21 protein-coding genes are annotated in these 26,188 nt (G+C 64.6%); 18 read left to right on the top strand and 3 right to left on the bottom strand.

The genetic code is table 11. The features are described from left to right. Positions 1-25 precede the first annotated feature (25 nt). Positions 26-1,228 carry a tetratricopeptide repeat protein gene (locus tag GTO19_RS06375; RefSeq protein ID WP_291019298.1) on the top strand — a complete coding sequence of 401 codons (1,203 nt, stop codon included), beginning with the start codon at positions 26-28 and terminating at the stop codon, positions 1,226-1,228. A 33-nt stretch (positions 1,229-1,261) separates the two neighbouring features. On the opposite strand, the gene GTO19_RS06380 is transcribed toward GTO19_RS06375, so the two are convergent. From GTO19_RS06380 to GTO19_RS06390, 3 genes are read right to left on the bottom strand one after another with little or no spacing between them, the layout of a single operon-like run. After that, positions 1,262-2,587 (bottom strand): hypothetical protein, encoded by a 1,326-nt coding sequence (locus GTO19_RS06380; protein WP_291019300.1) that lies wholly within the window; start codon positions 2,585-2,587, stop codon positions 1,262-1,264. Next, a complete protein-coding gene (locus tag GTO19_RS06385; RefSeq protein ID WP_291019303.1) occupies positions 2,584-3,723 on the bottom strand; it encodes a DMT family transporter in 1,140 nt (379 codons plus the stop codon). The genes GTO19_RS06380 and GTO19_RS06385 overlap by 4 nt, the downstream gene beginning before the upstream one ends. 5 nt (positions 3,724-3,728) lie before the next feature. Continuing rightward, a complete protein-coding gene (locus GTO19_RS06390; protein ID WP_291019305.1) occupies positions 3,729-4,283 on the bottom strand; it encodes a carboxymuconolactone decarboxylase family protein in 555 nt (184 codons plus the stop codon). Positions 4,284-4,417: 134 nt separating this feature from the next. Here GTO19_RS06390 and GTO19_RS06395 point away from each other — a divergent pair, with 134 nt between their 5' ends. The 17 genes from GTO19_RS06395 to GTO19_RS06475 all read left to right on the top strand — a co-directional run bounded on the left by GTO19_RS06395 (position 4,418) and on the right by GTO19_RS06475 (position 26,070). Next, positions 4,418-5,374 (top strand): LysR family transcriptional regulator, encoded by a 957-nt coding sequence (locus GTO19_RS06395; protein WP_291019308.1) that lies wholly within the window; start codon positions 4,418-4,420, stop codon positions 5,372-5,374. Between the two features lie 20 nt (positions 5,375-5,394). Further along, positions 5,395-5,760, top strand: coding sequence for a YciI family protein (locus GTO19_RS06400; protein WP_291019310.1), 366 nt, complete (start codon positions 5,395-5,397; stop codon positions 5,758-5,760). A 99-nt stretch (positions 5,761-5,859) separates the two neighbouring features. Further along, positions 5,860-8,028 carry a hypothetical protein gene (locus GTO19_RS06405; protein ID WP_291019312.1) on the top strand — a complete coding sequence of 723 codons (2,169 nt, stop codon included), beginning with the start codon at positions 5,860-5,862 and terminating at the stop codon, positions 8,026-8,028. A gap of 137 nt (positions 8,029-8,165) precedes the next feature. Further along, positions 8,166-8,582 (top strand): YciI family protein, encoded by a 417-nt coding sequence (locus tag GTO19_RS06410; protein WP_291019314.1) that lies wholly within the window; start codon positions 8,166-8,168, stop codon positions 8,580-8,582. 52 nt (positions 8,583-8,634) lie between these two features. After that, complete coding sequence (locus tag GTO19_RS06415; RefSeq protein WP_291019315.1) at positions 8,635-9,063, top strand: VOC family protein; 429 nt, start codon at positions 8,635-8,637, stop codon at positions 9,061-9,063. 13 nt (positions 9,064-9,076) lie between these two features. Beyond that, on the top strand, positions 9,077-10,381 hold the full coding sequence (locus tag GTO19_RS06420) for an RNA polymerase sigma factor (protein WP_291019316.1): 1,305 nt from the start codon (positions 9,077-9,079) through the stop codon (positions 10,379-10,381). A gap of 83 nt (positions 10,382-10,464) precedes the next feature. Beyond that, on the top strand, positions 10,465-11,010 hold the full coding sequence (locus tag GTO19_RS06425; protein WP_291019318.1) for a phosphatase PAP2 family protein: 546 nt from the start codon (positions 10,465-10,467) through the stop codon (positions 11,008-11,010). Positions 11,011-11,090: 80 nt separating this feature from the next. Further along, a complete protein-coding gene (locus GTO19_RS06430) occupies positions 11,091-12,266 on the top strand; it encodes an NAD(P)/FAD-dependent oxidoreductase (protein WP_291019321.1) in 1,176 nt (391 codons plus the stop codon). 267 nt (positions 12,267-12,533) lie between these two features. Further along, the gene (locus tag GTO19_RS06435; RefSeq protein WP_291019323.1) at positions 12,534-15,611 is read left to right on the top strand and encodes an FG-GAP-like repeat-containing protein; all 3,078 of its coding nucleotides are present in this window, start codon (positions 12,534-12,536) and stop codon (positions 15,609-15,611) included. A 43-nt stretch (positions 15,612-15,654) separates the two neighbouring features. After that, a complete protein-coding gene (locus tag GTO19_RS06440) occupies positions 15,655-20,622 on the top strand; it encodes an RHS repeat-associated core domain-containing protein (RefSeq protein ID WP_291019324.1) in 4,968 nt (1,655 codons plus the stop codon). Between the two features lie 3 nt (positions 20,623-20,625). After that, positions 20,626-20,940, top strand: coding sequence for a hypothetical protein (locus GTO19_RS06445; RefSeq protein WP_291019326.1), 315 nt, complete (start codon positions 20,626-20,628; stop codon positions 20,938-20,940). 236 nt (positions 20,941-21,176) lie between these two features. After that, the gene (locus tag GTO19_RS06450) at positions 21,177-21,635 is read left to right on the top strand and encodes a hypothetical protein (RefSeq protein ID WP_291019328.1); all 459 of its coding nucleotides are present in this window, start codon (positions 21,177-21,179) and stop codon (positions 21,633-21,635) included. Positions 21,636-21,770: 135 nt separating this feature from the next. Then, complete coding sequence (locus GTO19_RS06455; protein WP_291019331.1) at positions 21,771-22,160, top strand: Imm50 family immunity protein; 390 nt, start codon at positions 21,771-21,773, stop codon at positions 22,158-22,160. An 86-nt stretch (positions 22,161-22,246) separates the two neighbouring features. After that, positions 22,247-22,720: a GspMb/PilO family protein gene (locus GTO19_RS06460; protein ID WP_291019333.1), complete on the top strand. Its 474-nt coding sequence runs from the start codon at positions 22,247-22,249 to the stop codon at positions 22,718-22,720. 295 nt (positions 22,721-23,015) lie between these two features. Next, positions 23,016-23,276: a hypothetical protein gene (locus tag GTO19_RS06465; RefSeq protein WP_291019336.1), complete on the top strand. Its 261-nt coding sequence runs from the start codon at positions 23,016-23,018 to the stop codon at positions 23,274-23,276. A gap of 11 nt (positions 23,277-23,287) precedes the next feature. Beyond that, positions 23,288-25,579, top strand: a complete 2,292-nt coding sequence (locus GTO19_RS06470) for a secretin N-terminal domain-containing protein (protein WP_291019339.1) — start codon at positions 23,288-23,290, stop codon at positions 25,577-25,579. After that, entirely contained in the window at positions 25,576-26,070 is a 495-nt protein-coding gene (locus GTO19_RS06475) for a type II secretion system protein (protein ID WP_291019342.1), read from the top strand. Before GTO19_RS06470 ends, GTO19_RS06475 begins: the two co-directional genes overlap by 4 nt. Positions 26,071-26,188 lie beyond the last annotated feature (118 nt).

Genomic DNA, 26,188 nt, shown 5'->3' on the forward strand with positions numbered 1-26,188 from the left:
CGGCTGTTCCATCGCAGGCCCGCCCATGTCCGACGACACCACCGAACGCGCCAAGGCGCACTTCTTCTCCGGCAACGCGCACTTCGAGGCCGGCCGCCTGGCCGCGGCGCGCGCCGACTACGAAGCAGCGCTCGCGCTCGTTCCGGGCCGTCCGTCGGTGCTGGCCAACCTGGGCGTCACCCTGTGCCGCCTGGGCGAGTGGGACGCCGCCATCACACAACTCGACGCCGCGCTGCTGGCCGACCCCACGCACCGCGACGCCTGGGCCGCACTGGGACTGAGCCGCGAGGCCAAAGGCCAGTGGGCCGGCGCCGCGCACGCGCTGCGCCAGGCCATCGCACTGGGCGCGCAGGTGCCTGGTCTGTTCCTGTCCATCGCCCAGTGCGAGCTCCGGCAGGACCGCCCGCGCGAGGCCCTGCAGGCGCTCGACGACGCGCTCGCCATCGACCCGCGCGAGCCCGAGGCCTGGAGCCAGCGCGGCCACCTGATGCGCGAAACCGGCCAATTGAAAGAAGCCGCGCGCTGCTACGAAGAAGCCGTGAAGCACGGCGGCGAGCCCGCACTGCACCGCCACTTCCTCGCCGCGGTGCAGGACCTGCGCGATCCGCCACCACCGCCGCCGGTGTACGCCGGGGCGCTGTTCGACCAATACGCCGACGAGTTCCAGGACCACCTGCTCGCGCAGCTCAAGTACACCGCGCCCGAGACCTTGCTCAAGCCGCTGCTGAGCGATGGCCGCCGCCTGGGTCTGGCGCTGGACCTGGGCTGCGGCACGGGCCTGTGTGGACGGCTCATCGCGCCGCACGCGGATGCCGTCGAAGGCGTGGACGCCTCGCGGGCCATGGTCGAGCGCGCCCGCGCCAGCGGCGCCTACCGCGACGTGGCGCACGGCGACCTGCTGGGCTTCCTGCGCGCCGGCGACGCACCGGCCGAACTCATCGTCGCGGCCGACGTCTTCATCTACGTGGGCCCGCTCGACGAGGTCTTCGCCGCCGCCGCTGCGCGCCTCGCGCCGGGCGGCAGCTTCGCCTTCAGCGTGGAGCAAGCCGACGCCGGCCGCGAGCTGCAACTGCGCCCCAGCCTGCGCTATGCGCACTCCCGCCAACTCATCGAACGCCTGGCCACCGCGCACGGTCTGGCGGTGCAGGCCATCGAGGCCGGCGCGATCCGCGAGGAGCAGGGGCGGGTGGTGATGGGCTGGTACGCCTGGTTGCGCAAGGCGCCTTGAGGAAAGCGCCTGGAGGCAGCACCGCCGACGGCCTCACACCCGCAAGACCGATCCGTCGTCGACGCCGCTGGTTAGCAGATTCTGTTCCTGGCGGGCCGCCTTGGCCGCGTGGAATGTGGCTTTGCTGACCAGGACCAGGGCATGGCGTGTGGGCGTTTCGCTGAAGTCCCAGGCAATCTGGGCGGCGAGGCCATCGATCTCGTGGCCGCGGGTGAGCACAACCGACAGCGCTTGACCGGTCCGGAACGTGATCCAGAATTCACGCTCATGGCGCTTGGCCAGCGGGCCTTCCAGCAGCGTCGTCACCCGCTGCAGACGCAGCGTATTGCCGAAATCGTGGGCGCCATCGTCAAGCCCTTCGCGGGACTGGATGCACAGGGTTTGCAGCGAACCCTGATGTGCACTGTCCACGATGTCTTGCACGCTCGCCAGTTGCATCCAACTCACCTCGGACACGATCAGCTCGTCAAGGTGATTGGTGGACAACAACAACTTTAGCGTTTCGCGCATCTCATCGCGTGCCGAGCCGTCAAGGAACACGTCGGTTGGGTGAAGCAGGAAGTCATTGGGTGAGAGGTCCAGCCCGTGCAGCTCGACGCTGTTCACCCAATCCGGCAATGGCTGACTGGCGTTGAACGCCTTGATCAAGCGGGCAAATGCCAGGAATGCCCGCGAATAGTCGCTTCTGAAAATGATTCTTCCGTTTCTCAGCTTCAGAACGCGTATCAACTCCTCTTGGTGGGACTGGGTGTCGGATGCCACCAGGTCAAGGAGCGCAACTGGTCGATGGATCAAGCGCAGCACGTCGAGGGTGCCGCGCACGCAGAGCGGGGTTTTGCAGTGGTCGATGGCGTAGCGAAGCACCTTGTCCACGTCCTCGTAGTGCACGTGGGGCGGTCGTGACGGGAACCGGAGTTCGGTGACGCGGGCTTTCGACCGCTCGTCTGTCATGGCCTGCGCAAGAATCAAGGCGACTCCGCACGCCAGTGTCTCGTCCAACTGCACGGCGAAGCGCAGTTCGCATCGCTGGGCATCCATCAGCAGCTGCGCGTTGTCTTGTGCCAGCTGGGCCCACGTGTCGAGAGAGTGATCGGCACCCGTGCGTGTCAGGTCCAGCACGGGAACGAAGCTGCTCTCCATGGCTTGCATGGCTCGCAGCAGATCGATGTCTTGTGGCCGGTCCTGCCTCAGCCAGTCCGACAGCTCTGCGCAGTCGTCGCGGGATAGGGGTTCGTTGTCGATGAACCGGTAAAGCCCCGTCGTTCCCCCCGTGTGTCGGTCCGGCACGACGAGACCGTGCTGCTCCAGCAGCTGGATACGGGCTTGCGATGCGGACGAGGGGCTTTCCTCATGGTTCACGGGGGTGGCAGGCACCCGGATCCTTGGCGCGAGGTGGGTTCGGGGCGGGAGCGTGGCGGATGACGGCGCGGACTTTTTCGGCATGGTGACTCGGAGTGCAACAAATCGCCTGAGTCCCGGCCGGCGCGGCGGCGGTTCCGTCGCCTCCCCTGATCGCCCCGCCCCGGCCGCACCGTGATCACCAGCCCCGCCATCACGATGCCCAGGCCCAGCCATTCGCTGGCCTGGGGCACGTGGCCCAACACCGGCCAGGCCATGAGCGCCGCAATACCCGGCGCCAGCGCCGGAAACACCGCCGCGCGAGAAGGCCCCAGCAGCGCCACCATGCGCGAATAGGTGTACAGCGTGCCGGCACCGGCGATCACGCCCTGCACCAGCACCTCCACCGCTAGCACGGACGGCGCGGCCGACAGCAGCCGCTCGGTCCCGGCCCAGGCGAAGTACGCCGGCACGTAGGTCAGCAGCGCCACCACCGAGATGACCGCCGTGGCCAACAGCGGATCCAAGCGCTCGCGGCGCATGACGATGCCGAAGCCGGCCCACAGCGTGCCGGCGAGCAGGAACATCGCATCGCCCAGCATGGCGCGCGGAGTGAGGCTGCCCAGCGACACGCCCGAGAGCACCAGCAGGCCGCCGACCACCACGCCAATGCCCAGCGCCTTGCGCGCCGTGAAGCGCTCGCCCAGCACCCAGATGGCCAGCAGCGTGCCCATCACGCTCATGGCGGTGAAGGGGAACACCGCCGCGTGGCTGGGCGGCGCCCACTGCAGCGCGCCGAACATCAGAAGGCCGAAGGGCGGGCCGGCCAGCAGGCTCACCCCCAGCCAGGCGCGCCAACGGCGCCGCAGGCCCGCGGCGTCGCGCCGCAGCGCGGTCCACAGCACCGGCAGCGTGAGCAGACCGGCGACGCCGAAGCGCAACACGGTCATGTCCTGCGCGGCCAGTCCTTGCGCCACACCCCAGCGAGCGAACACGGTATAGAGCGCGCCGATGCTCGCGGCCACCAGGCCGACGGCGATGCCGCGCCGCAGAGTGGACGTGTCGCCCGGCGCCGCACCGCCCGGCAGGGACGGCGCGGTCGCTGCGGTGACGGGCGCCGCGAGGGGGCTCGCGGCGGTCGCGTTCGTGCAGGCCATGTGCCTCAGGCCTTCAAGGCCGGCGCGGCCGGGAAGTCCACGGGAACCTGGGTCACGCCGTGCAGGTAGTTGGTGATCACCTTGTCGCCGATGGTCACGATCGCATCGACCACGTTTTCGCGGGTCCAGCCCGCGTCGAGCGCGGCCTGCAGGTCCTCGGCACTGGCGTGGCCACGGGCCTCCACGACCCGGCGCGTGAAGCGCGCCAGCGCATCGAGCTTCGGGTCGAAGCTGGCGCGGCCCGAGCGGATCTCCAGCAACTGCGCGTCGCTGAAGCCATGCATCTTGCCGATGACCGTGTGCGCGGCCAGGCAGTACTCGCACCCGTTGTACTGGCTCACCACGAGGTTGATCACCTCGCGCGCCTTGCCGGTGACGGACGACTTCGCGTTCTGCAGCGCCAGGTAGCTGGAGAGCGCCTGGTTCGAGTGCGCCAGGGTGGCGTACAGGTTGGGCACCTTGCCCAGGCCCTTCTGCAGGTTGTCGAAGAGGGCCTGGTTGACGGGGCTGACCTCGTCGCGCGAGGGCACGTGGAAGAGGGCGGTGGTGGCGGTGTTCATCTCGATCTCCTGAAACGGTGTCGGGTGGAAGGGCGTCGCGCGGCGTGGATCGAACTGTGATTGATGCTTGAATCCGCCGGTAGACTGTTCTTTCGCCTAAATCAAATTCCAGTCTGGAATGAAAGGAAGCAAGCATGGACCGCCTGACCGGCATGCAGGTTTTCGTGCGCGTGGTGGAGCGCGGCAGCTTCTCGGCGGTGGCGCGCGAACTGGGCAGCACCCAGGGCGCGGTGAGCAAGCAGGTGGCCGCGCTGGAGCGCACGCTGGGCGCGCGCTTGCTGAGCCGCACCACGCGCTCGCTGGCGCTCACCGACGAGGGCGAGCGCTACTTCGAGCGGGCGCGGCGCCTGGTGGCCGAAGTGGAGGAGGCCGAGGCCGAGTTGCGCGACGGCACGCTGCACCTGAAGGGGTGGTTGCGCGTGGCCGCCTCGGTGGCCTTCGGGCGTCTGTGCATCATGCCGCTGCTGCCCGAGTTCCTGCGCCTGCACCCCGAGGTGCGCGTGGACCTGCGCCTGGACGACGGCTTCGTCGATCTGGTGGAGGAAGGCGTGGACGTGGCGGTGCGCATCGGCGAGTTGCCCGACAGCAGCCTGGTGGCGCGCCGTGTGGGCACTACCGTGCGGCGTGTGTACGCCGCGCCCGAGTACCTGTCGCGCGTGGGCGCGGCGGGCTCGCCGCGCGAGCCTCTGGACCTGCTGGCGCACGAGTGCATCGTCTACACCGGCCTGGCCACGCGGCACCATTGGTCTTTCACTGCGGGCCAGGGCGCGAGCCAGCCCCCGGGCACGCAGCAGACAGTGGGCGTGACCGGGCGGCTGCAATGCAACAACTCCGAGGTGGTGCGCGAGGCCGTGCTCGCCGGGCTGGGCGTGGCGCACACGCCCTGCTGGTTGTTCGGCGCCGAAGCGCTCAATCACCAGGTGATCGAGTTGCTGCCCGGTTGGTATTCGCCCGACCTGCCCATCCACCTGGTGAGCCCCGCGCAGCGGCGCCAGTCGGCCAAGGTGCGCGCCTTCGGCGATCACGTCGCGGCGCGGCTTGACCTGCCACGTCAAGGCGCGCGCGCTTTCCCCGCATACGATGCCGGTTGATCCATTCACAGGGGAAATTCGTGTCCTACATGCTGCTCATCATCGAACCCACCGGCCAGCGCGCCGAACGCACCGAGGCCCAGGGCCACGAGGTCTACGCCCGCATGCAGGCCTTCGGCGATTCGCTGCGCGCGCAGGGCAAGCTCAAGGCGGTGGAATCGCTCGAGGGCATGAACAGCGCCGTGCGCGTGAGCCAGGCGCCCGGCGCCGCGCGCCGGCTCGACGGCCCCTTCGCCGAGGCCAAGGAAATGGTGGGCGGCTTCTTCCTGCTCGACGGCGTCACGCGCGAGGAGGCCATCGAACTCGCTCGCCAGTGCCCGGCGGCCGAATGGGCCACGGTGGAGGTGCGCGGGCTGGCGCCGTGCTTCGACGAGAGCCGCGCCTGAGACCCGCGTAGCCAGTCGTTTGGCCGCGCCGCGCGGGGCCAGGGAACTCCAGGGGGCGAGGCCGCACGCAAGCAGCCTTGTGTTCATTGGAGACCGGGAATGCGTGGCGTGTCGGGAAGCGGTGGCGTTTCAAAAAAAATGGGGGAGGGGCCGAAACCACCGCCCTCGGTGCAGGAGATTGGCCAGCGGGTATGGAGGCTGTTGCAGTCCGATGGCGGGCAGCGGGAAGTCGAAAGCCTGCTCAAGACCTTGCCCGCGGGCGTGCTGGATCTGTCGCAGCAAGACGCCCTGAGCGAGCAGGCGACCGATCGGCTGTTCTGGGCGCTGCAGGGCTTGTGGAATCACCAACCGCCTTGCGTCCCGATCCTGAAGCTGGGCAAGGTCGATGATGTCCGGGCCTTGTGCGGGCACCCGTGGTCGCGATACGTGCAGACCCTGGACCTGTCGCGGCTGCGAGTACGGGTCGGGGAGCGCTATGTTGTGCCTTCCATCCAACAGGTGAAGCGCTTGCAGGCGGCGTTCCGCGAATCCCACACCCGCGGGCACCCACTCCAGAAAGTGGTCATTGCCTCTCAAACGTGCCCGAGCGCGCAGGAGAAGGGCTGGCAGGACCTGTCGAGCGAACTCGGCGTGCAGCTCGAGTTCGCACCGTCGGACCTCAGCGCGCAGGAGGTTCAGACCCTGGTCCGCGACGCGTGGGAGGAACTGCTGTGCGGCGGCTTCACGGCCGAGGAGGTGGATGCCCTTCTGGCCGATCCCCGCTTCAAGGACATGCGCGAACTGAACGTGGCCGACATGCTCCAGCAGGGGCGTCCCTGGCGGGGCTTGCCCTTGGTGCTGGCCAGCCAGGCCTGCCCCGTTCGAACCCTGGTGCTGCCGCCACCGTGCGAAACCATCCTCCACCTGTTCGGCCTGCATGTCAGTGAACGGAAGGCATACCTCGATCGGATCTTTGGCCCGGTGGACAAGGGCCCCCGTCGCTATCCCGCGCTGGACGTGGTCGAGCTGCGGGACTGGAGTCCCCGGCAGGTGGACAAGCAGGCATCGGCCCTGGCGCTGCGACCGGTGGGGCTGTACCTGGTCGTACCCGAGATGGGGGATTCCGACGACGTCGATACGCTCGTGGCGTGTGGCGCCCAGTTGCCGAATCTGCGCGTGAAGGACCTGGCGAGATTCAACGAGGCAGGGGCCTTCAAGTATCAGCAGCAGTGCTGGGATCGCTTGCTCAAGAGGAAGGTGGCTGGCAGCCCGGATCAGCTGTTCCAGTGGCCGGAATTTCGCACGACCTATCTGGAGTTGGGATTTGGTGCCGGCCACTGTGGCCGCGAGGTCTGGCGCGAACTGGCGAAGTTGCTCAGACACCCGGACTGTCCCCTCAGCGCGCTGAGATTCGCCAATGTCGAGGTGTTGGCCTCGTCGGGCGGACGGGCTGAGTTCCTAAGGACTTTCATCGACAGTGGTTTGCGCACATTGGATCTGCGCACCTGGACAGTGAAGGACGGGCGAATTCCGGGCGCCATTCGCCTCCAATGGGCCGGCTTCGGCGAGGGCGACGTCAGGACGCTCGATGGATTCGATGTGCCGGCCTGTGTTCCGGTGATCGTGTTGCACGTAGATCAGATCACGGCGCTGCAACCTCAATTAGAGGAGTTGTCGCGCAAGGGCTGGGTATTCGAGGATGAGGACGGGAACCGCGTGCCGAAGGCACCTGAGCCCATTGACAAGCGGCGCTTGTGGATGCAGTTGGATCTCGGCCACGACGACGAACTGCGACAGATGCTGTTCGATGCGAAACGATCGCCGAAGCGGTTTGCCGAGATCAGGGCATTCGCGCAGACATTGAGCCATCTGGACACCTCGAGTCAACGAGAGGGCATGCAGGAAAGCCAATTTGCCGTCGCTGCTCATTTCGTTGCGCAGGCCGTTGAACGTGACAGTGAACAGACGTTGCGTGGCGCACTGACGCGCAGCAGCGATTTTTCGCTCCAGCAGTGCCGCCAGCTGCTGGAGCAATGCAGCGCCCAGCGGGAGAACGCCTTCCAGGCCATCTCGCCGCCCCAGGCGTATGAGGAACGGGTGAAGGCGATCCGGGCCGCCTTGTCCGGCTCATGGGATCCGGATGCCATTCGCCAGGGCTTCACCGACGACCCGACGCTCTCGCCCTTGTACCGGGTGTGGATCAACGGCTGGGCGCGCCGAACGGTGGAACGGGGCCAACACCTGCTGAAGCTGCTGGAAGCCGTGGAGCACTCGGCGGCGCAGGAATGAGCCCGGGGCGCGATGCGGGTGCGTCATCCAGGGGCTAGGGTTTTCACCTAGATCGACCCCGTCGAAAACCGGTGTCCCGGACCGTCGTGGGCATGAAGCGGGCGAAATGGGTCGCCCGCACCGATCAGGAGATCCCCATGCGTTTCATGATCATCGTCCGTTCCATCCCCGAGTTCGAGGCCGAGACCACGCCCAGCCCCGATCCGGCCGTCTTCGACGCCATGCTGCGCTTCCACCAGGAGCTGGCCCGCGCCGGCGTGCTGCTCGACGCCTCGGGCCTGCACCCCAGCCGCAAGGGCTGGCAGGTGCGCCACGGCCAGGGCGCGCCGCGCATCGTGGACGGCCCCTTCGCCGAGGCCAAGGAACTCATCGCCGGCTACACCCTGATCCAGGTGCGCAGCCGCGACGAGGCCATCGAGTGGTCGCGCCGATTCCCCAACCCGGTGGGCGAAGGCAAGCCCGCCACCGTCGAGGTGCGCCAGCTCGTCGACCTGGACGAGATCCAGGCCGACGGCCCCAGCGTCGAAGCCTTCCGCCAGATGCTGCAAACATGATGGCATCGCCCTTCGCCTCCCTCATCATTCACACCCTCAAAAGGAACACACCATGCCCAGCCAGATCTTCGTCAACCTCCCCGTCGCCGACCTGCCGCGCGCCCGCGCCTTCTACACCGGCCTCGGCTTCACGCTCAACCCGCAGTTCAGCAACGACGAGGGCGCCTGCATCGTCATCAGCGAACACATCTACGTGATGCTGCTGGTGCGCCCGTACTTCCAGACCTTCACCCACCTGCCCGTGGCCGAGCCCGCCAAGGCCACGGCCATGCTCAACGCCCTGTCGTGCGAGAACCGCGCCGAGGTCGAGTCCTTCGTTGCCAAGGCCCTGGCCGCCGGCGGCAGCACGCCCAACCCGGCCAAGGACCACGGCTTCATGTACCAGCACGGCTTCGCCGACCCGGACGGCCACCAGTGGGAGGTCTTCTACATGGACGAGGCGGCGTTCGCGCAACAGGCCCAGCAGGACGGACAGGCCTGAGGCGCGTCGACCGATGCACAGTGCCATCCACCAGCGCATCGCCGCCACCTGGCGCCTCGAATCCGCCAAGGTCGTGGCCGCCGTCATGCGCCGCGTGCGCGACCTCGGCGTGGCCGAGGACATCGCGCAGGACGCCCTGGTGGCCGCGCTGGAGCACTGGCCCAAGGACGGCATTCCCGACAAGCCGGGGGCCTGGCTGATGCGCACCGCCCTCAACCGCGCGCTCGACCACCTGCGCCAGCGCGCCACGCGGGAGGGGCACGAGGCCGACATCGCCGCCGACCTGGTGGCCCTGCAGGCCGACCGCGCGCCCGACGTGGCCGATCAGGTCGACGCCGCGCGCCGCGACCCCATCGGCGACGACCTGCTGCGCCTGATCTTCACGGCCTGCCACCCCGTGCTCTCGGCCGACGCGCGCGTGGCGCTCACGCTCAAGCTGCTGGGCGGCCTCAGCACGCACGAGATCGCCCGCGCCGTGCTCCAGACCGAGCCCACGGTGGCGCAGCGCATCGTGCGCGCCCAGCGCACCCTGCGCGACGCCGGCGTGCCTTTCGAACTGCCGCACGGCCCCGCGCTGGCCGAGCGCCTGGGCTCGGTGCTGGAAGTCATCTACCTCATCTTCAACGAGGGCTACACCGCCACGCGCGGCAGCGACTGGATGCGCCCCGCGCTGTGCGACGAAGCCCTTCGTCTGGCGCGCGTGCTGGCCGACCTGATGCCGCGCGAGCCCGAGGTGCTGGGCCTGCAGGCGCTGCTGGAGATCCAGGCCTCGCGCAGCGCCGCGCGCACCGACGCCCAAGGCCGCCCCGTGCTGCTGGAGCAGCAGGACCGCGCCCGCTGGGACCGCCTGCTCATCCGCCGCGGCTTGGACACGCTCTCGCGCGCCGACCTGATCGCCGAATCGCCCGGGCCCTACCAGCTGCAGGCCGCCATCGCCGCCTGCCACGCGCGCGCCGCCTCGGTCAACGAGACCGACTGGGCGCGCATGGCCGCGCTCTACGCCGAACTCGCGCGGATCACGCCATCGCCCGTGGTGGAACTCAACCGCGCCGTGGCCGTGTCGCGTCACGCCGGCCCGGCCGCCGGCCTGGCCGTGCTCGCGCCGCTGCTCGACGAACCCGCGCTCGCGCGCTACCCCTGGCTCAGCGCGGTGCGGGGCGACCTGCTGCAGCAACTGGGCCGCGCCGACGAGGCGCGCGAGGCCTTCGAGCGCGCGGCCGGCCTCACCGAGAACGAGGCCGACCGCGCCCTGATGCGCGAGCGCGCCGACGCGCTGCGCGACGCTCCGTCGGACCAGCCGCGCGCCGGTCGCGCATAGAACGTGTTCACTGTCCCGACCCGCGCCGGGACGGTGAACACGTTCTTAATGTTCACGTCATCTGCGCGCCGCACAGTGCGCGCATGCCCGATCCGACGCTGACCCTTTCCCACGCCAGCCCCTGGCTGCGCTTCGACGTGTGGTTGTTCCGCCGCATCGGCGCGGGACGCGGGCCGGCCATCGGCCTCGCGCTGGCGCGTCTGGTGGCGAACTGGAGCTGGCTGCCGCTGCTGGTGCTCGTGGTGCTGGTCTCGCTGCCGCACCGGCTGGGCCCGTGGCTGGCGCTGATGTGCCTTACCTGGGCCGGGCTGGTGCAGCTGGCGGGCAAGCGCCTGGCGCGGCGCTGGCAGGCGCAGCGGCCCTTCGCCATGGGTCTGTGCGCCAACCACCTGGGGCACGGTGGCCGCGCGGGCTTTCCCAGCAGCCACGCGCTGGTGATGGGCGCCGTGCTGGGCGTGCTGCTGCCGCACACCGGCAGCGGCGCGCTGATGGCCGCCATGGCGGCCGTGGCCCTGGGCACCGGCTGGGCGCGCGTGCACACCGGCGCGCACTTCCCGCTCGACGTGGCCGCCGGCCTGGCACTGGGCGTGGCCAGCGGCCTGGCCTTCGGGCTCGTGCTCCCGGCATGATGGCCTGATTGCGGGGCAGTTGCGCCACGGGGGAACACCGATGGCGCGCCAGCGGGGCGCCCCGTCACACTGCGGGCACCATGACCGAGCCCGCCGCCGCCCCGCCCGATCACCACCCCGTGCTCATCGTCGGTGCCGGCCCCGCGGGCCTCGCGGTTGCCGGCAGCCTTCGCCTGCTGGGGCGGTCGTCCACCGTGGTCGACGAAGCCGCCTTGCCCGGGTCGTCCTGGCGCGAGCACTACGAGCGCCTGCACCTGCACACCGTCAAATCGCACTCGGCCCTGCCGGGCCTGCCGTTTCCCGACGCGGCGCCGCGCTACGTGCCCCGCCAGGGCGTGGTGGACTACCTCGAGGCCTACGCGCGGCACCACGGCATCGAGCCGCTGGGTGGCCAGACGGTGGTGCGCATCACCGCCGGGCCGACCGCCGAGCACGTGGCGCGCTGGCGCGTGCACACCGCCAGCGGCCGTGTGTGGACCGCCACCCACCTGGTGCTGGCCACCGGCGCCAACCGCGAACCGCGCACGCCCGTGCTGCCGGGGCAGGACGCCTTCACTGGCCGCGTGCTGCACAGCCACGCCTACCGCAACGCCGCGCCCTTCAAGGGCCAGAGCGTGCTGGTGGTGGGCATGGGCAACACGGGGGCCGAGATCGCGCTCGACCTGGCCGAGCAGGGCGTGGGCGTGGCGCTGTCGGTGCGCTCGCCGGTCAACATCGTGCTGCGCGACGTGCTGGGCCGGCCCACGCAACTCTCCAGCATCGCGCTGGCCAAGCTGCCCGAGCCCATCGGCGACGCCTGTGCCACGCTGCTGCGCCATCTCACCGTGGGCGATCTCTCGCGCTGGGGCTTGCGCACACCGGCCGTGTCGCCGCTGCGCCAGTTGCGCCATGAGGGCAAGACGCCCGTGATCGACGTCGGCACGCTCGCGCGCATCAAGCGCGGCGAGATTCCGGTGTACCCCGGCATCGCCACGCTCATGCGCGGCGGCGTGCGCTTCACCGACGGACGCGGCCAGGCCTTCGACACCATCCTGCTCGCCACCGGCTACCAGCCCCTGCTGCAGGGCCTGTTTCCCGACCACCCCCTGCCGCTCGATGAGCGCGGCCTGCCCACGGTGCTGCACGGCGAGGGACCGCTCGACGGCCTGCACTTCGTCGGCTTCGACATCCGCCAGCCGGGTGGGCTGCTGCGCACGATCGCGATGCAGGCCGAGCGGGTGGCGCGGCGTCTCGCCATGAGCGATAAAAGTATGTGAGTGAAGCGTAGTCGAGCGAGAAATAGTGTTCTTTAGATCAAGCGTTTCTGCTTCAACACTACTTCATTCGTAGCATCAAATAGCCGGATTCAGCTGCCTCCAGCTTCACAGTGACAAGTTCGTGATCACCCTGAGTGAACAACGATTGACATGTGGTGTAGCGCTCTCTTACATTCCTTCACGTTTAAAAACCTGAATGCGACCATGTCGCGCGCCTGACGAGCCACGGCCACAAGCGTGAGGCGTTGAATCAGCGGAGGGATCCCCATGTCAGTTTTCTTGCCAAGCAAGGCAGGCGCAGCCATGCGCGAACGGGTGCGCCGGCTTGTTGGTGTATCGGCCTTCATGTGGGCGAGCTTGGTTTCGGCGCAGCCGAATACACCGGGAAAACTTGGTGCTGAGTTCAGTGTGTCGCCCACGGGCGCGGCGATCTTCCGGGTGCCCATACAGGTCCCGCCTGGTGTGGCGGGGGTTAAGCCTCAGTTGGCGCTGGTCTACAACAGCCACGCGGGGAATGGTCTCATGGGGGCGGGTTGGAGTCTGGAAGGACTGTCTGCCGTGACGCGCTGCGCAAAGACCATGCCGACTGATGGCATGCGAGGACGAATCCAATACAACGTTGAAGACCGCTTTTGCCTCGACGGCCAGCGTTTGATAAATGTCGCTGGTGCGTACGGCAGTGCTGGAAGCGAATACCGCACAGAAGTGGATAGCTTCAAGAAGGTGCTGGCTGTCGGAAGCGCTGGCGGGAACGCCGTCAACGGGCCCGAACGCTTTGACGTCTTCTCCAAGGAAGGGATGGTCTTTGAGCTGGGCGGGACTGTGGACGCACGCATGGAAGCCCAGGGCAAGTCTGCCGTGCATGCCTGGTCGGTGAGTCGCATGCGCGATGTGAAGGGCAACGCGATCGATTTTTCCTATTTCAAGGACGCTATCAAAGGCATCCATCGCCTTGAACGCGTGAGCTATGCGAACCGTTCTGTGCGGTTCGAGTATGAGAGCCGGCCAGACATCTCCATTGTCTACATTGCCGGCGCGAAACAGACGCTGGACGCGAGGTTAATGCGGATTCGTGCCTTCGTCGATGAATCCCCGGTCATGGAGTGGCGGGTTGTCTACTCGGAGCACTCGAGTGTCTATGGTTCGCTGCCGGCCTCCTTGCAGCAGTGCACACCGTCGAATCAATGCACCGATCCGGTGGTGTTGAGCTACCGAGGAGCGGCCTCAGGGGTCACTCAGGCCGCCTTGTCGATGACGACCTCGAGTCCTGCCCTCAATGTGGTGCACACAGCGCCTGGACGAAAAGAGCCCAACCAGCGAGTGCACGGGGGTGACTTCAATGGCGATGGCTTGGAAGATCTGGTGCTCTTCCTGACCCCAAACTCCGAGTACGCCATCCCATGCGACGAAGGTGGTTGCATCACATATGAGACGCTGATTCAGTACCGCGTGATGCTCTCCAATGGAATCGGAGGGTTCGTGCCCATGAATGTCAGCGCTGGCTTCGATACGAGGCAGCTCGATTTTCGATACGCGGCCATGACGACGGGGGACATCAACGGCGATGGTATTTCGGACCTGATTGCGTACGACGCGTCGTCAAGCGTAGGGCTTCGGACGATGGTGGCCACCGGAACTTCGTCGGGAGCCTTTACGCACCACGCCCATCAACTGCACACAGGCGCGTCTTATTGGGCATTGGGGGCGCCGCTTTCTCTGGATCTGAACGGCGATGGTCGCTCTGATCTGTTGATGTACTACCTGGGCCCCAATGGTCTTATCACCAAGGCCTTGTTGTCCAACGGTGTGGGTGGGTTCTCCATGCAGTCAGAGGTGACCCACATCGCCTCCAGTATGACGGGGTGGGAACTCGTTCCCACAGAGTTGAACGGCGACGGAATCACCGATCTGTTGGTCTACAAGGCAGATGCCAGCGGGCTTCGCGTGCGTGAGCTGCATGGTTTCCCAGGTGGAGGGTTCTCGGTTCAAGCGGAGCAGCTTGTCGATAGCGGGAGTTTCGCTGAATGGCTCGCTGTTGCGGCCGATGTGAACGGCGACGGGCAAGTCGACTTTTTCACCACCAATTTGAGAAACGACAGCATCTTTAATGCTGGTCCGGTGCAAGACGCGCTCACCATGAAGGTCTATATTCGTAAAGGAGAAGGCAGCTACGAAGCCAAGGCAGCGCAGTGGTTTGCGTTGGGTCAACCGGTGGGCAGTGCCTGGAATTGGCTGTTGGGCGACTTCAATCACGATGGCCGGCTGGACGTCATGGTGTATGGAACCCGTCAGAGCCAAGGTCAATTGCACATGTTGCCCTTCTTCTTTGATGAGCAAGGCCTGTTCGTGGTGCGCAACTGGTCGGTGTTCGGTGAGCCGCAGTTGATGGCGAACGTTGACCCTCAGTCGCTTACCTTGCAGGCGATCGGGAATCGAGGCGATGGTTCAACGCAGATGGTGCTGCACGGCAAGAAGATGCAGTGGGTGTGCGGTGACCACGAGTGCAATCAGGTCGCCCAGTTCAGCACAAACCTTTATACCGTTCAGAACAACGGTTTGCCACGATTGATGACGCAAGCGGCGTCAAGCGCCTCGGTCATGCAGTGGACCTACGGTTCGCAAAGCTCGCCCTCGGTACATACGCGGGAACCCGCTGGAGCCTATCCCCTGTCAGTGCCAACCTATCCCATTCCACTGGTCGCCACCAGCTCCCGAAGCAATGGGCTGGGTGGCGTCAACGCGATGAGCTATTCCTATGGGGGTTTGAAAGCCGAGCACGCTTCGGCCGCCCACCCCGGCAGTGGGCGTGGCGTGTTGGGCTTTCGCTGGATGAAGTCCAAGGAGTTGGCCACGGGCATCGAGGCCTACACCGAGTACTCGCAGACCTGGCCAACGATCGGCGGCGTCGTCAAAAGCGAAACCCGCCTCGTCGGGGCGGGCAGCGGCGGTGTACTGAATCGAACAACCAATACGCACGGATGCATCTTGAGCCACTCTGTCGCCGGGGGCGCGCCGCCCGCCAGTGCAACGGCCCCCTGCGGCAGCTGGGCGGCTGGCAAGGTGTACGCGCCAGTACTCCAACTGGCGGTCGAGGAAGGCTGGGACCTCAATGGTGCGCAAATGCCGCAGGTCTCGACCTCTCACATCTATGGAGGCTATCCAGACGACGTCGGTTCGACTCGGCAGTTTGGTGATCCCACGCAGATCACGGTTGACATCCACCATGGGGGCGTTCTCAAACACCGCAAGCAGACGGTCAATGAGTATTACCCCGCCAAAGCGAGCGGCAACCAATGGCAGTTAGGACGCCTGAAGAAGGCCACTGTGAGCAGTAGCCAGTACTGAGACAGCGAGAACCGCCCATATATTCAGGGACCGGAGGGGTAGGATGCAGAAGATTCGTGAAGTGGCCAGCCGATTCGCGCTGCTGGCGGTGCTGTGTGCGACCAACTCCGCTTGGGCTCAATCCAGCACCTTGACCCGGGTCAGCAGCTTTGAGTACGACGAAGAAGGTGCATTGATCACGGAGACAGTCGAGCCCGATCGCCCCGACGATTGCCTGCGGACGACTTACGCGCTCGACACCTTCGGCAACCAGGTGTCCAGCAGCGTCAGTGCTTGCGCAGGCGCCAGTGGCCACTCGGTCTCCAGCGCTGGTACCGCTCGCACGAATACAGGCAGCTTTCAGGCGCATGCCGTCACGGTGGGCGGCGTGGCCCTGAGCAACGTCGCGGGCATGTTCCCCACGTCGGTGACCAATGCATTGGGGCACTCCGAGAGCAAGCAGTTCGACCCCCGGCACGGGGGCGTTACCCGACTCGTCGGCCCCAATGGCCTGGCGACGAACTGGACGTACGACGACTGGGGTCGCAAGACTCGAGAGACACGCTCTGACGGTACTTACTCAGTTTGGGACTACAAGCTGTGCCAAGTGGTCGGTCAAGCGCGCGATCCCTTGTGCCCCACCACGGTTGGACCCCATGCCCTGGTGTGGTACGTCAGCGAATCCGTGCACGGAGCCGACGGCGCGCAACTGGAACCACTCAAGCTTCAGTTCCACGATGCCCTCGACCGGCCGATCCGCACGCAGACCAAAGACTTCCACGGCCAGGATGTGGTCCAGGACACGCACTACAACGCACTGGGCCAGATCGAAAAGAAGTCCATCGTCTATCGCCTGAGCGGGGGTAACCCGCACTGGACGACCTTGACCTACGACGCCATCGGTCGACCACTCACGGAAACCAGTCCGGATGGCAGCGGGGGCAGCGCTGTGACACAGATGGCCTACAGCGGCCTTGTGAGCTCGGTGACCAATCCCTTGGGTCAGATCAAAACCACGCACAAGGACGCGAGTGGCAACGTAGCCAAGCTGGTGGACCACCTGGGTGGTGAAGTCCTCTATGTTCACGATGCCTTGGGGCAGCTGCTGCAAACCACGGCAGCTGGCTTGATTACCCGAATCACCTACACCCAGCGAGGCCAGAAGGCCAGCATGGAAGACCCCGCCATGGGGCGTTGGGACTATGCCTACAACGTACACGGCGAGCTTGTCTGGCAGCAAGACAGCCTGGGGCAGACGGCCACTATGGCGTACGACCGCCTGGGGCGCATGGTTCAACGCAATGAGCCCGACCTGGTCAGCCGTTGGTACTTTGACACAAAGGCAGATGCCACCGCTTGTGGCTTGAGTGTCGGCAAGTTGTGCGAAGCCACCGCCGACAACGGCTACCGACGGTTGCATCGCTACGATGCGCAAGGGCGCCCGGACAGGACAGAGACCGCGCTGGACAGTTCGACAAGCCTGGCCGCAGTCAGCCAGACCTACGAACCCAACACTGGCCGCGTGGCGAGCCAGACTTGGCCCACCGGCTACAGCGCGAGCTACACCTACACCAGCTCCGGCTTCCTGAGCAAAGTCGAAGGGGGCGGTGTCGCAGGTCACGCGCAGCTCGTAAGCCTCGAAGTGCTCGCGATGGACCCGCAAGGGCGCGTGACGCAATACAGGCAGGGCAACAACGTCACCACGGTGCGGGCCTATGACCAGCCCACCGGCAAACTCAACAGCGTGCGCGCCACGCTGCAGGGTCAGAGCGACGGCAACGTCCTGAGCCACAACTACGGCTTCGACAAGGTGGGCAATCTGCTCACGCGCTCCGACCTGAATACAGGGGTCAGCGAGAGCTTTCAATACGATGCACTCAATCGGCTCAGTCTCTACACCGCCCTGGGCGGAGGCCTGTCGAGCGTACAGTCCGTACAAACGCTCTACGACGCGAGGGGCAACCTCAAATACAAGAGCGACGTCGGCTACTACCACTACGACGTGCAACGGCCGAACCGACTCAACCATGTCACGCTGGCGCCCGAATCGAACTGGAGCGCGGTCGGCTCGGTCACGGTGGCCAATACCGGCACGCGTGCGTTGTCCTATGCCTACGACGAAAGCCGTGCAGGTGCACGAAGCATCCAGGCCAACGGCGCCAGTCTGTCGATGGGCAACGGCAACCTCTGGTACACGGTGAGCGAAGACGAGACGCACGGCCGCCACACCGTGCGCTGGGAGTCCTACACCAGTTTCAACATGCCCCGCGAATTGCAGTGGGCAAATCTGGGTCAAGACGGTGAGCCAGCGACCGTGTCAGGCTATTCCTGTCCGGGCGGCTATCAACTCGCAGGCACCAACTGCACCAAAACAGAGGCCACTACCTTCGCCGCCACACCGGTATACGGGTGCCCTGTCGGGTTCACGCTGTCCGGCATGACATGCACCAGAAGCACCAGCGCACCAGCCACAGCGACGGAACTCTGCCCGCAGCCGAGCTGCACCTACACCGCGTCGAACCTCACCGCCAAGGTGATTTGGCGCAACTATCGACAACAAGAAGGTTGGGTCATCGTGGAAGATGTCGGGCTGACTGTCCGTGTCGCGCCCCGCATCACCTACTCATGTCCTGCTGGCACGACGTTATCGGGCTCAAGCTGCATCAGCGTCGTGACGCAAGCCGAAGCGGTGACCAGCTACAGCTGTCCCGCGGGTGCTACGGTGTCCGGCAACACTTGCCAGGGAACGACCACTCATACCGTGGCGGCAATGCCGGTCTACAGTTGCCCTTCTGGCTCGATTCCCAATGGGTCTGTCTGCAGCCCCGGGACGCCCACCCCCGCGACTTTGACGGGGTACACGTGTCCGGCCGGCTTCACACTGAATGGCACCTCTTGTGAACGCACGGTGGTCACGCCGACCAGCACTCCTGCGACCGTGGTCTATAGCTGCCCAGCTGGCTACACGCTCAACGGATCCAACTGCACCACAGTTAGTACAACAGCGGGTACCGTCCACTGCGCGGTTCCCGGCGCCACCTACAACGCGACCTACAACCGCTGCGAACGAGGCGAGGTGACACCGAGCGCCTGTCCGATCTGGGCGGCCGACTTCGGCGCCACCCAAATCGGTTTTGAGCAAACGGGCATGTGGGAAGGCGAACAGATCGGCAAGTGCCTGTTCACGGTTGTTCGGATTTGCCCATCAGGCTACTTGCTCAGCGGAGCCACATGCGCGCAAACCTTGACGCAGGCCGCCGCAAGCTCCTACACCTGTCCTGCCGGTACCACTTTGAGTGGGGCATCGTGCCAAGGCTCCTCCACGCAAGTCCAAACGCAAGCGGCCACTCCGGTCTATAGCTGTCCGGCCGGTCTGGCCTTGAATGGCAACACCTGCAGCGACCCCACCAACGTGGTCGCCGACCGGAAGCTCACCTTCACCTACGGCCCCGAACACCAACGCGTTCGCCAGACGGTCGAACTGACCAGCACCGCGCCCAGCCACATGGAACCGGGCACAACCTGGTACCTCAACGGCACCGACAGCCAGGGCCTGACCTACGAGAAGACCGTTCAAGCCAACGGCCTGATCGAGCATAAGCACTACGTCTCAGTCGGCAGCATGACCTTCGCGCTCTACGTCAAGCGCGAGGGCAGCCTCAACGGCAAACCCGCCACCACGGTGAGCTACCTGCACCACGACCACCTGGGGTCGGTGGCGGTGATCACCAATGAAACCGGTGCCGTGAGTGAGCGCTTGGCCTACGACCCCTGGGGCAAACGAAGGAACGTCGACGGCCAGAGTGACGTGCTGGATGCGCTGTATGGCGTGCACACCGACCGCGGCTACACCATGCATGAGCACCTCGACGAGGTGGGCATCGTCCACATGAACGGGCGCCTGTACGACCCGCTGATCGGGCGCTTCATGAGCGCGGACCCGTTCATCCAGCATCCGGACGATCTGCAGAGCTTCAACCGCTATGCGTATGTGCTGAACAACCCGCTGGCCTATACCGATCCCAGTGGCTATTTCAGTCTGAAGAAGTTCATCAAGGCGCATCACAAGTTCTGGCGTGCGCCGACGGCCAAGAACCTGTTCAAGTTCATCTCCGCACACCCGGGGCAGGCGCAGATTGACAACTTCATCATGACGAACGAGTGGGCGTACTCGATCGGGCAGATAGCCGCGACTGCGTTCACTGCGGCATGTGGAGGGTGTGGGGGGGCGATCTGGGCGTCGTACTACACCTATCAACGCACGGGTTCCATGTCGGAGGCGGCAAAGGTGGGTGCCATCATCATGGCAACTTACCAAGCGTTTGGATGGGCAGGAAAGATCGGCGAGATATATGGGCAATACAGCTTTGCGCACTTCGGTGCCCATATGCTGGTCGGGTGCGCATCTTCAATTGCCGGCGGTGGGGCCTGTGATACCGGAGCGACGAGCGCCTTGTTTGGGAAACTCACCAGCTTCTATCTGGGTGAACCGGCGCCTAACGCTGGCTTAGAGGAGTTGATTCTTCAGGGTGCGGCGGTTTCCTTCGCAGGAGGAGTGGGGGCTGAACTCACAGGCGGGAATTTCTGGAAAGGCGTGGAAACTGCAGCCTATGGTTACCTCTTCAATCAGTTGGCTAGTCGATTTCAGAGAAATGCGGCGCTTTGTGGGCCTGAAATGTGTGCGGGTGGTGGAGCAGGCGGCGGTGGGCGTTCCGCAAGAGGGGGAAGTGATGCGCCGGATTTCATCGTGTCTCCAAGGGGTACCGCATATCCTGTCCCGAAGGGGGCTGAAGGTCCTACTCCGGTCGTAAATCCGGCCGGCAAAACGACAGGGACCGCTTTCACCGGAGGTAGTGGTGGGGCCAACGGACAGGTTGATACCATGCGCATCATGAATCCCACGCCCGCGCGTGGTAGTAGCCCTGGATATCCCAATGGATACATAAAATATGAAAATCGTGGGGGGCAAGGAGTGGATCCATACTCAGGGCGCACCTTGCCAAATAGTCAAAGTCATTTTTCCATTGATTAGGGGTTGAAGATGGACATTGTGCGGAAGTTGCTGTTGCGCCGACGCATTGTGAAATTTGAGCCAGTTCATGACTATGTTCAATTTTGTTTAAGTGATGGCTCAATTTTGAACATCTTTAATGGCTACCGTGTCGTTGGTGGCTCGGATGCAGATATTATCGGCGATGAAGTGGCGGAGTTAATTTCCACTGAGGGTGAAGTCTGTTTGATAATGTCGAGCGGGCGACACATTTGTGTCGCTATTGGGGATGCTGACTACCGAGGGGCTGAAGCCATGGAGTACATTGGGCCCGATGGTGCAAGGGTTGTTTGGTCATGAGTGGACGTAATGTTTAATGTCATGGAAAGACTGGGCCCAATATAGGGAGGTGAGTTTGTGATCTCTGGAAATATAAGCGCCGCCGCAATGCGAGTCGGGCGAGTTAAGACTGATCCAGTTTCGGGGTCTGGACGCCAGAATAGCTACGGCCGACCCGCGCTCATAAACGACAAATCCAAGGTCGGCTGCTAATGTTGGAGAAATCCTTATCACGGAAGATTCAAAGGCGAGCGCACTTGAAGGCATATTTGGAAGAGCTGGCCCCATTGGTGGGGGCGCCGGTGGCCGTGGCGGAATTGGGCCCGATTGAGCAGCCGGCTGCATTGCAGAAAGCAGCGAAGGTCATTGATCCGGAACCGCTGCAGTCTTTCGAGATGCCGTTCTCAGAGCGATGCTCAGCACAATTTTTGGATTTCATCAAAAGGCTGTGTTGTGCAAACCCTTCGGCTGTCTATATATGGACGCCTCGCACTGACGCGTGTGGTGTGTATCTTGCAGGTCCCATTTCAACAATAAAGTATAATTTTGGATTTGACATCAATTCAGAGGGGGTGCTCGTTTTTTTGACTGAGGATGTTCAAGACAGGTTGTTGCTGGACTTCTTTTCTTCGTCTGCCGGCGAGCATCGAATGAAAGTTGAGGTGCAGGGGAGGAACTGGAGCGAAGTGAAATATTGCTTTCAGCAGGACTCCTAGAAGGGCGCTTCCAATTTTTAAAACTATGCACGCGTACTAACCATCGCGGTGACGCAGAAATCTTGTAGTCGCATTCTCATTGATAGGCTTGGCGTATGGAGTGAGTGGGTTTTTTAAGCTGGCAAAGGATAGAAAATGAGCAACTGGACCGATTTGTTGCGGGATGCAGCGCCTATAAAAGCGATATATGGCTTGCACCTTCCCACACTTGAGGGCATAGATCTCCATGAAATATGCCTACATCGTGACGGACCACGAGCGCTGCTGCGGTTTGATTTAAAGGATTTTCCATCTTTCCCCCCAAAAAAATGGTCCTCTTCAGGATTCAATCGAGTGCAGATACGCTTGTGTGCTACAGACGTTCAAAGCGTGAAACTAGAGGGCTTGGGGAAAAATATGGTATTGGATCTAGCTGTGGTCAAGGATGGAGCCCGTGTACGCCTTCGCGCCGACAACGGTGTCGTGCGGTTTGATATGAGGGCGACGTCGGTATTTGTGGAGACGGTCAGTGCTTATAAGGAATGAGCAACTGGGGGTTGCGCCGTGGTACTTGGTCAATGACAGTCGTCGTCGTTTGCGGATTTTTGCCCGACCGAATTATTTCCAATTAAATGACTTCTCTCGCAATATCTCTCGCAGTCATTGGACTGATGCTTTTGGGCGGGACGGCTTTCAAACAGCGCCTCGAGCTGACTGAGCGAATTGATCACCTTCACGTCCAAAGCGACGAGGTACGCGTGCCGCAGGTGGCGGCGAATTCGTCAGGTCTTGCGTACCAAGCTTCGTGGAGCCGCACCTTCGATCAGCGCTTTAACGCACTATTTGAAAGCGCCACGGCCCAGCGCGTGACGCTTCGGTCATTGTCTGCAACACACGAGTCTCCCGACCCGCAACGTCTGCGTAGCGTGCGGATGGACTGGTCAGCTCAAGGAAGCTATGCCGCCCTGCGGCGTTGGCAGATCGACTTGCAGCAGGGCGACCCGTTCATTGCCATGTTGAACCTGCAGTTGCGCTCTCAGACACGAGATGGAGCCGGTGAGGCCGTGGAGGCTCGGATGTCCTGGGTAATGTATGAAACCCCCTGATTGGCACCTCATGAGCCGCTTTCAATCGCGGGGTCAAATGGCCTCGGTGTTGGGAGTAGCCGTGCTGGTTGCTGCCGGCGTGACAGGCGTTCGTCTCACTGGTGTTCAGTCCCAGTCCGTGCCGAAGGCTGTGGTGCCAGCGTCGCCACAGCTCGGGCTGTCCTCCGATTCGCAGCATCACTGGCCACCATCGCTGCCAATTCGTGCTCCGTTGGAGTTGGCGGATCGGGACCCCTTCGCATCGCCTGTCGTGGCGCCACCACCTGCGCCACCAGCACCTCCACCTGCTCCGGTTGTGTATGCCGCACCTGTGGCGGTCACGCCACCCACCCCGCAACTCACCTATCTCGGTCGAGTCCTGTCGCCAGACGGCAGCCTATCGGTGCTGGTGCAGTGGGAGGACGGCAGCTTGGCGACGCTGAAACAGGGACAAGAGGTGGGGCAGGGTTTCGTGGTCGAGCGGCTGGGCGACGCCAGCGTCGAATTGGTCCATCCGTCCACGCACGCGGTGATCCAGTTGCTTCTGCCGCCTGAGCCAAGCTTTGAGACACGCTGATGGAGCGGCAAATGGATAGCAGCATTGCTTGCCGGCTCTGGATGGGCGTGTTGGGCCTCGTGTTGCTAACTGGCTGCGCGCAACAGATGCTGCGCGACAAGGCCAGCGCCCAGATGCGCGAAGGCCAGTACGAGGCGGCCATCTCCACGCTCAGTGAAGGTGTCAACCGGTACGCCGAGAGCGCCCTGTTGCGTGCCGGCCTGGCCTCTACCCGCGCCGAGGCGATGGCCCGGCTGGTGGCCCAGGCCACACAGGAGCGCATGGACGGCCGTTTCGACGCGGCTCAGGCGTCGCTCGAAAGGGCGCAGTCGTTAGAACCCGGTAGCCCCCGCATCGCGGAACTGCTGGAGACCCTGAAGGCATCGCGTGCCGCGCAGTCGGCCCTTCAGGAAGCGCAGCGCCAACGCGCCGCCGCAGACCTGGTAGGTGCATTGCATACGCTGAACCGCGCCTTGGTCCTGGCGCCGCGTGAGCCCGATCTGCTGGCCTTGAAACGGGAGGTCGAGCGGGAAGAGCGCTTGCAAGGCGGCCACGCCATCAAGCTCTCCCTGGGCGAAACGCGTCCCATCAGCCTGGATTTCCGCAATGTGCCGCTCGGTGCGTTGCTGGAGGCGATTCGCGACGGCAGCGGAGTGAACTTCGTGATCGACCGCGACGTGAAGGTGGACCAACGCGCCAGCATCTTCATCCGATCGGCGCGTCTGGAAGACGCCATCGATCTGGTGCTCTCGGCCTTCAACCTGTCTCGCCGCATCGTGGACCCGAGCACGGTGCTTGTTTATCCGAACACGATGGAGAAGCACAAGGAGCACCGCGAGCAGGTGGTGCGGGTGTTCCACCTGTCGCACGCGCAGGCCAAGACCACCGCCACGCTGCTGCAAAGCATGTTGCGCGTTCAGCCCCCCTTCGTGGACGAACGCGCCAACCTCATCGCGATGCGGGATTCGCCGGAGGTCATCGCCCTGGCCGAGCGCTTGGTGGCGCTGCACGACATGGGCGAGGCGGAGGTCATGCTCGACGTCGAGGTGCTGGAGGTCAAGACCACACGCCTGACCGAACTGGGGCTGAATTTCCCGAATTCGGTAACGCTCACGCCGTTGCCGCTGCCAGGGCAAACGACGCTGACGGTTGACAGCTTGCGGTCTATCAACTCCAGCCGCGTTGGCGTGTCCGTGGCGGGTTTGCTCATCAATCTGCGCCGTGAGGTGGGCGACTTCAACACCCTCGCCAACCCCCGTATCCGCTCCCGCAGCCGCGAGAAGGCCACCATCCTGATCGGCGACAAGGTGCCGGTGATCACGACCACGGCAGCGTCCAGTGGCTTCGTCTCGGAGAACGTCAACTATCTCGACGTGGGGCTGAAACTGGAAGTGGAGCCGATCGTGTCTCCGGATGACGAGGTGACCATCAAGCTGGGTCTGGAAGTCAGCTCTCTGGCAGGTGAGGTGCGCAGCCCCGGCGGCACGCTGGCCTATCAGATCGGCACGCGCAACGCCAACACCATGCTGCGCCTGCGCGATGGTGAGACGCAGATCCTGGGCGGCTTGATCAGCAACGAGGACCGGCGCACGGCGAACCGCGTCCCTGGCCTGGGCGACCTGCCGATCGCCGGCCGCCTGTTCTCCAGCCAGAAGGACGACGCCAACCGCACGGAGCTCGTGCTGGCCATCACGCCGCGCATTTTGCGCAGCGCGGCTCGCGTGGACGTGGCTTCCGCCGAGATGTGGGTGGGGACGGAGAACTTCACACGCCCGCAGTTGCCGGCGGCGCTGCGGACCGCCGCAGATAGGGATGCCATGCGCCAGGCGGCAGCCCCCAGCGCCTCGCCGTCTGGCCAGGCACCGGCGGCGCGTGATCGTGACACCAGCGAGCCGCAGCAAGCCCCGCCATCGGGTGTGACCGTCGGCCTGCGCGGTCCCGAGCAAGTCAAGGTCGGCGATGTGTTCACCGTGGCCGTTCAAGTCGCCGCCGGGCAAGCCATCACCGGCTTGCCCATGGACCTGCGTTTTCCCGCCGATCGCCTGGAGATCCTCGGCGTGATCGAGGGAGGCTTCTTCAAACGTTCGTCCGCACCGAGCAGCTTCACGCACGCCGTCAATCCGACCGAGGGCCGGGTGAGTGTCGGTCTGCTGTCCAACGCGCCGCAGGGCGTGCGCGGCACTGGAGAGGCGGTGCTGCTGCGGGTGCGGGCCAAAGCCGCGGGCGAAGCGCAATGGCGAGTGCAAACGGCTGATGCGCAGGGCCCTAATGGCGTGGTGACCGACTTGCAGCGCTCCGGCCTCACGCAGAAGGTTGAACCGTGAAGGTGTCGACAGCGCTCCGGTCGCGCACGCGTGGATTCACGCTGATCGAGTTGCTCGTAGTGATGGGCATTCTGGGCGTGCTCGCCGCCGCCGTAATGCCTTTGGGCGAAGCCTTGGTCACCTCCCAGAAGGAGCGCGAATTGCGCCGAGCCCTGTGGGAGATCCGTGACGCGGTCGACGCCTACAAACGTCACGTCGACCAGGGACTGATCGACGCCAGGCTCACGGAGTCCGGATATCCCGCCAGTCTTCGGACGCTGGTTGAGGGCGTGCCAGACGCACGCGCCGCGAGTGGAGGCCAACGTTGGTACTTTCTGCGGCAGGTTCCCCGCGATCCATTCGCTGACGCGAACCTGTCCCCCGAACAGACATGGCGTTTGCGCAGCTACGCCTCTCCCCCGGACCGACCCGCGCCGGGCGCGGACGTGTATGACGTGCGTTCCTCGTCCACCGGTACCGCACTCGATGGGAGCGCGTATGCGAACTGGTGAGGCGCTGCTGGACCGATGTGCTCGCGTGGATCGCGGTTTCACGCTGATCGAGCTGTTAGCCCGGATATTTCACCGTAGTAGAGCCACAAACGAGTACGGCATTGCCCTTGTGTGCCCG

The sequence above is a fragment of the Hydrogenophaga sp. genome (genome assembly GCF_011772445.1).
Lineage (GTDB): Bacteria > Pseudomonadota > Gammaproteobacteria > Burkholderiales > Burkholderiaceae_C > Hydrogenophaga.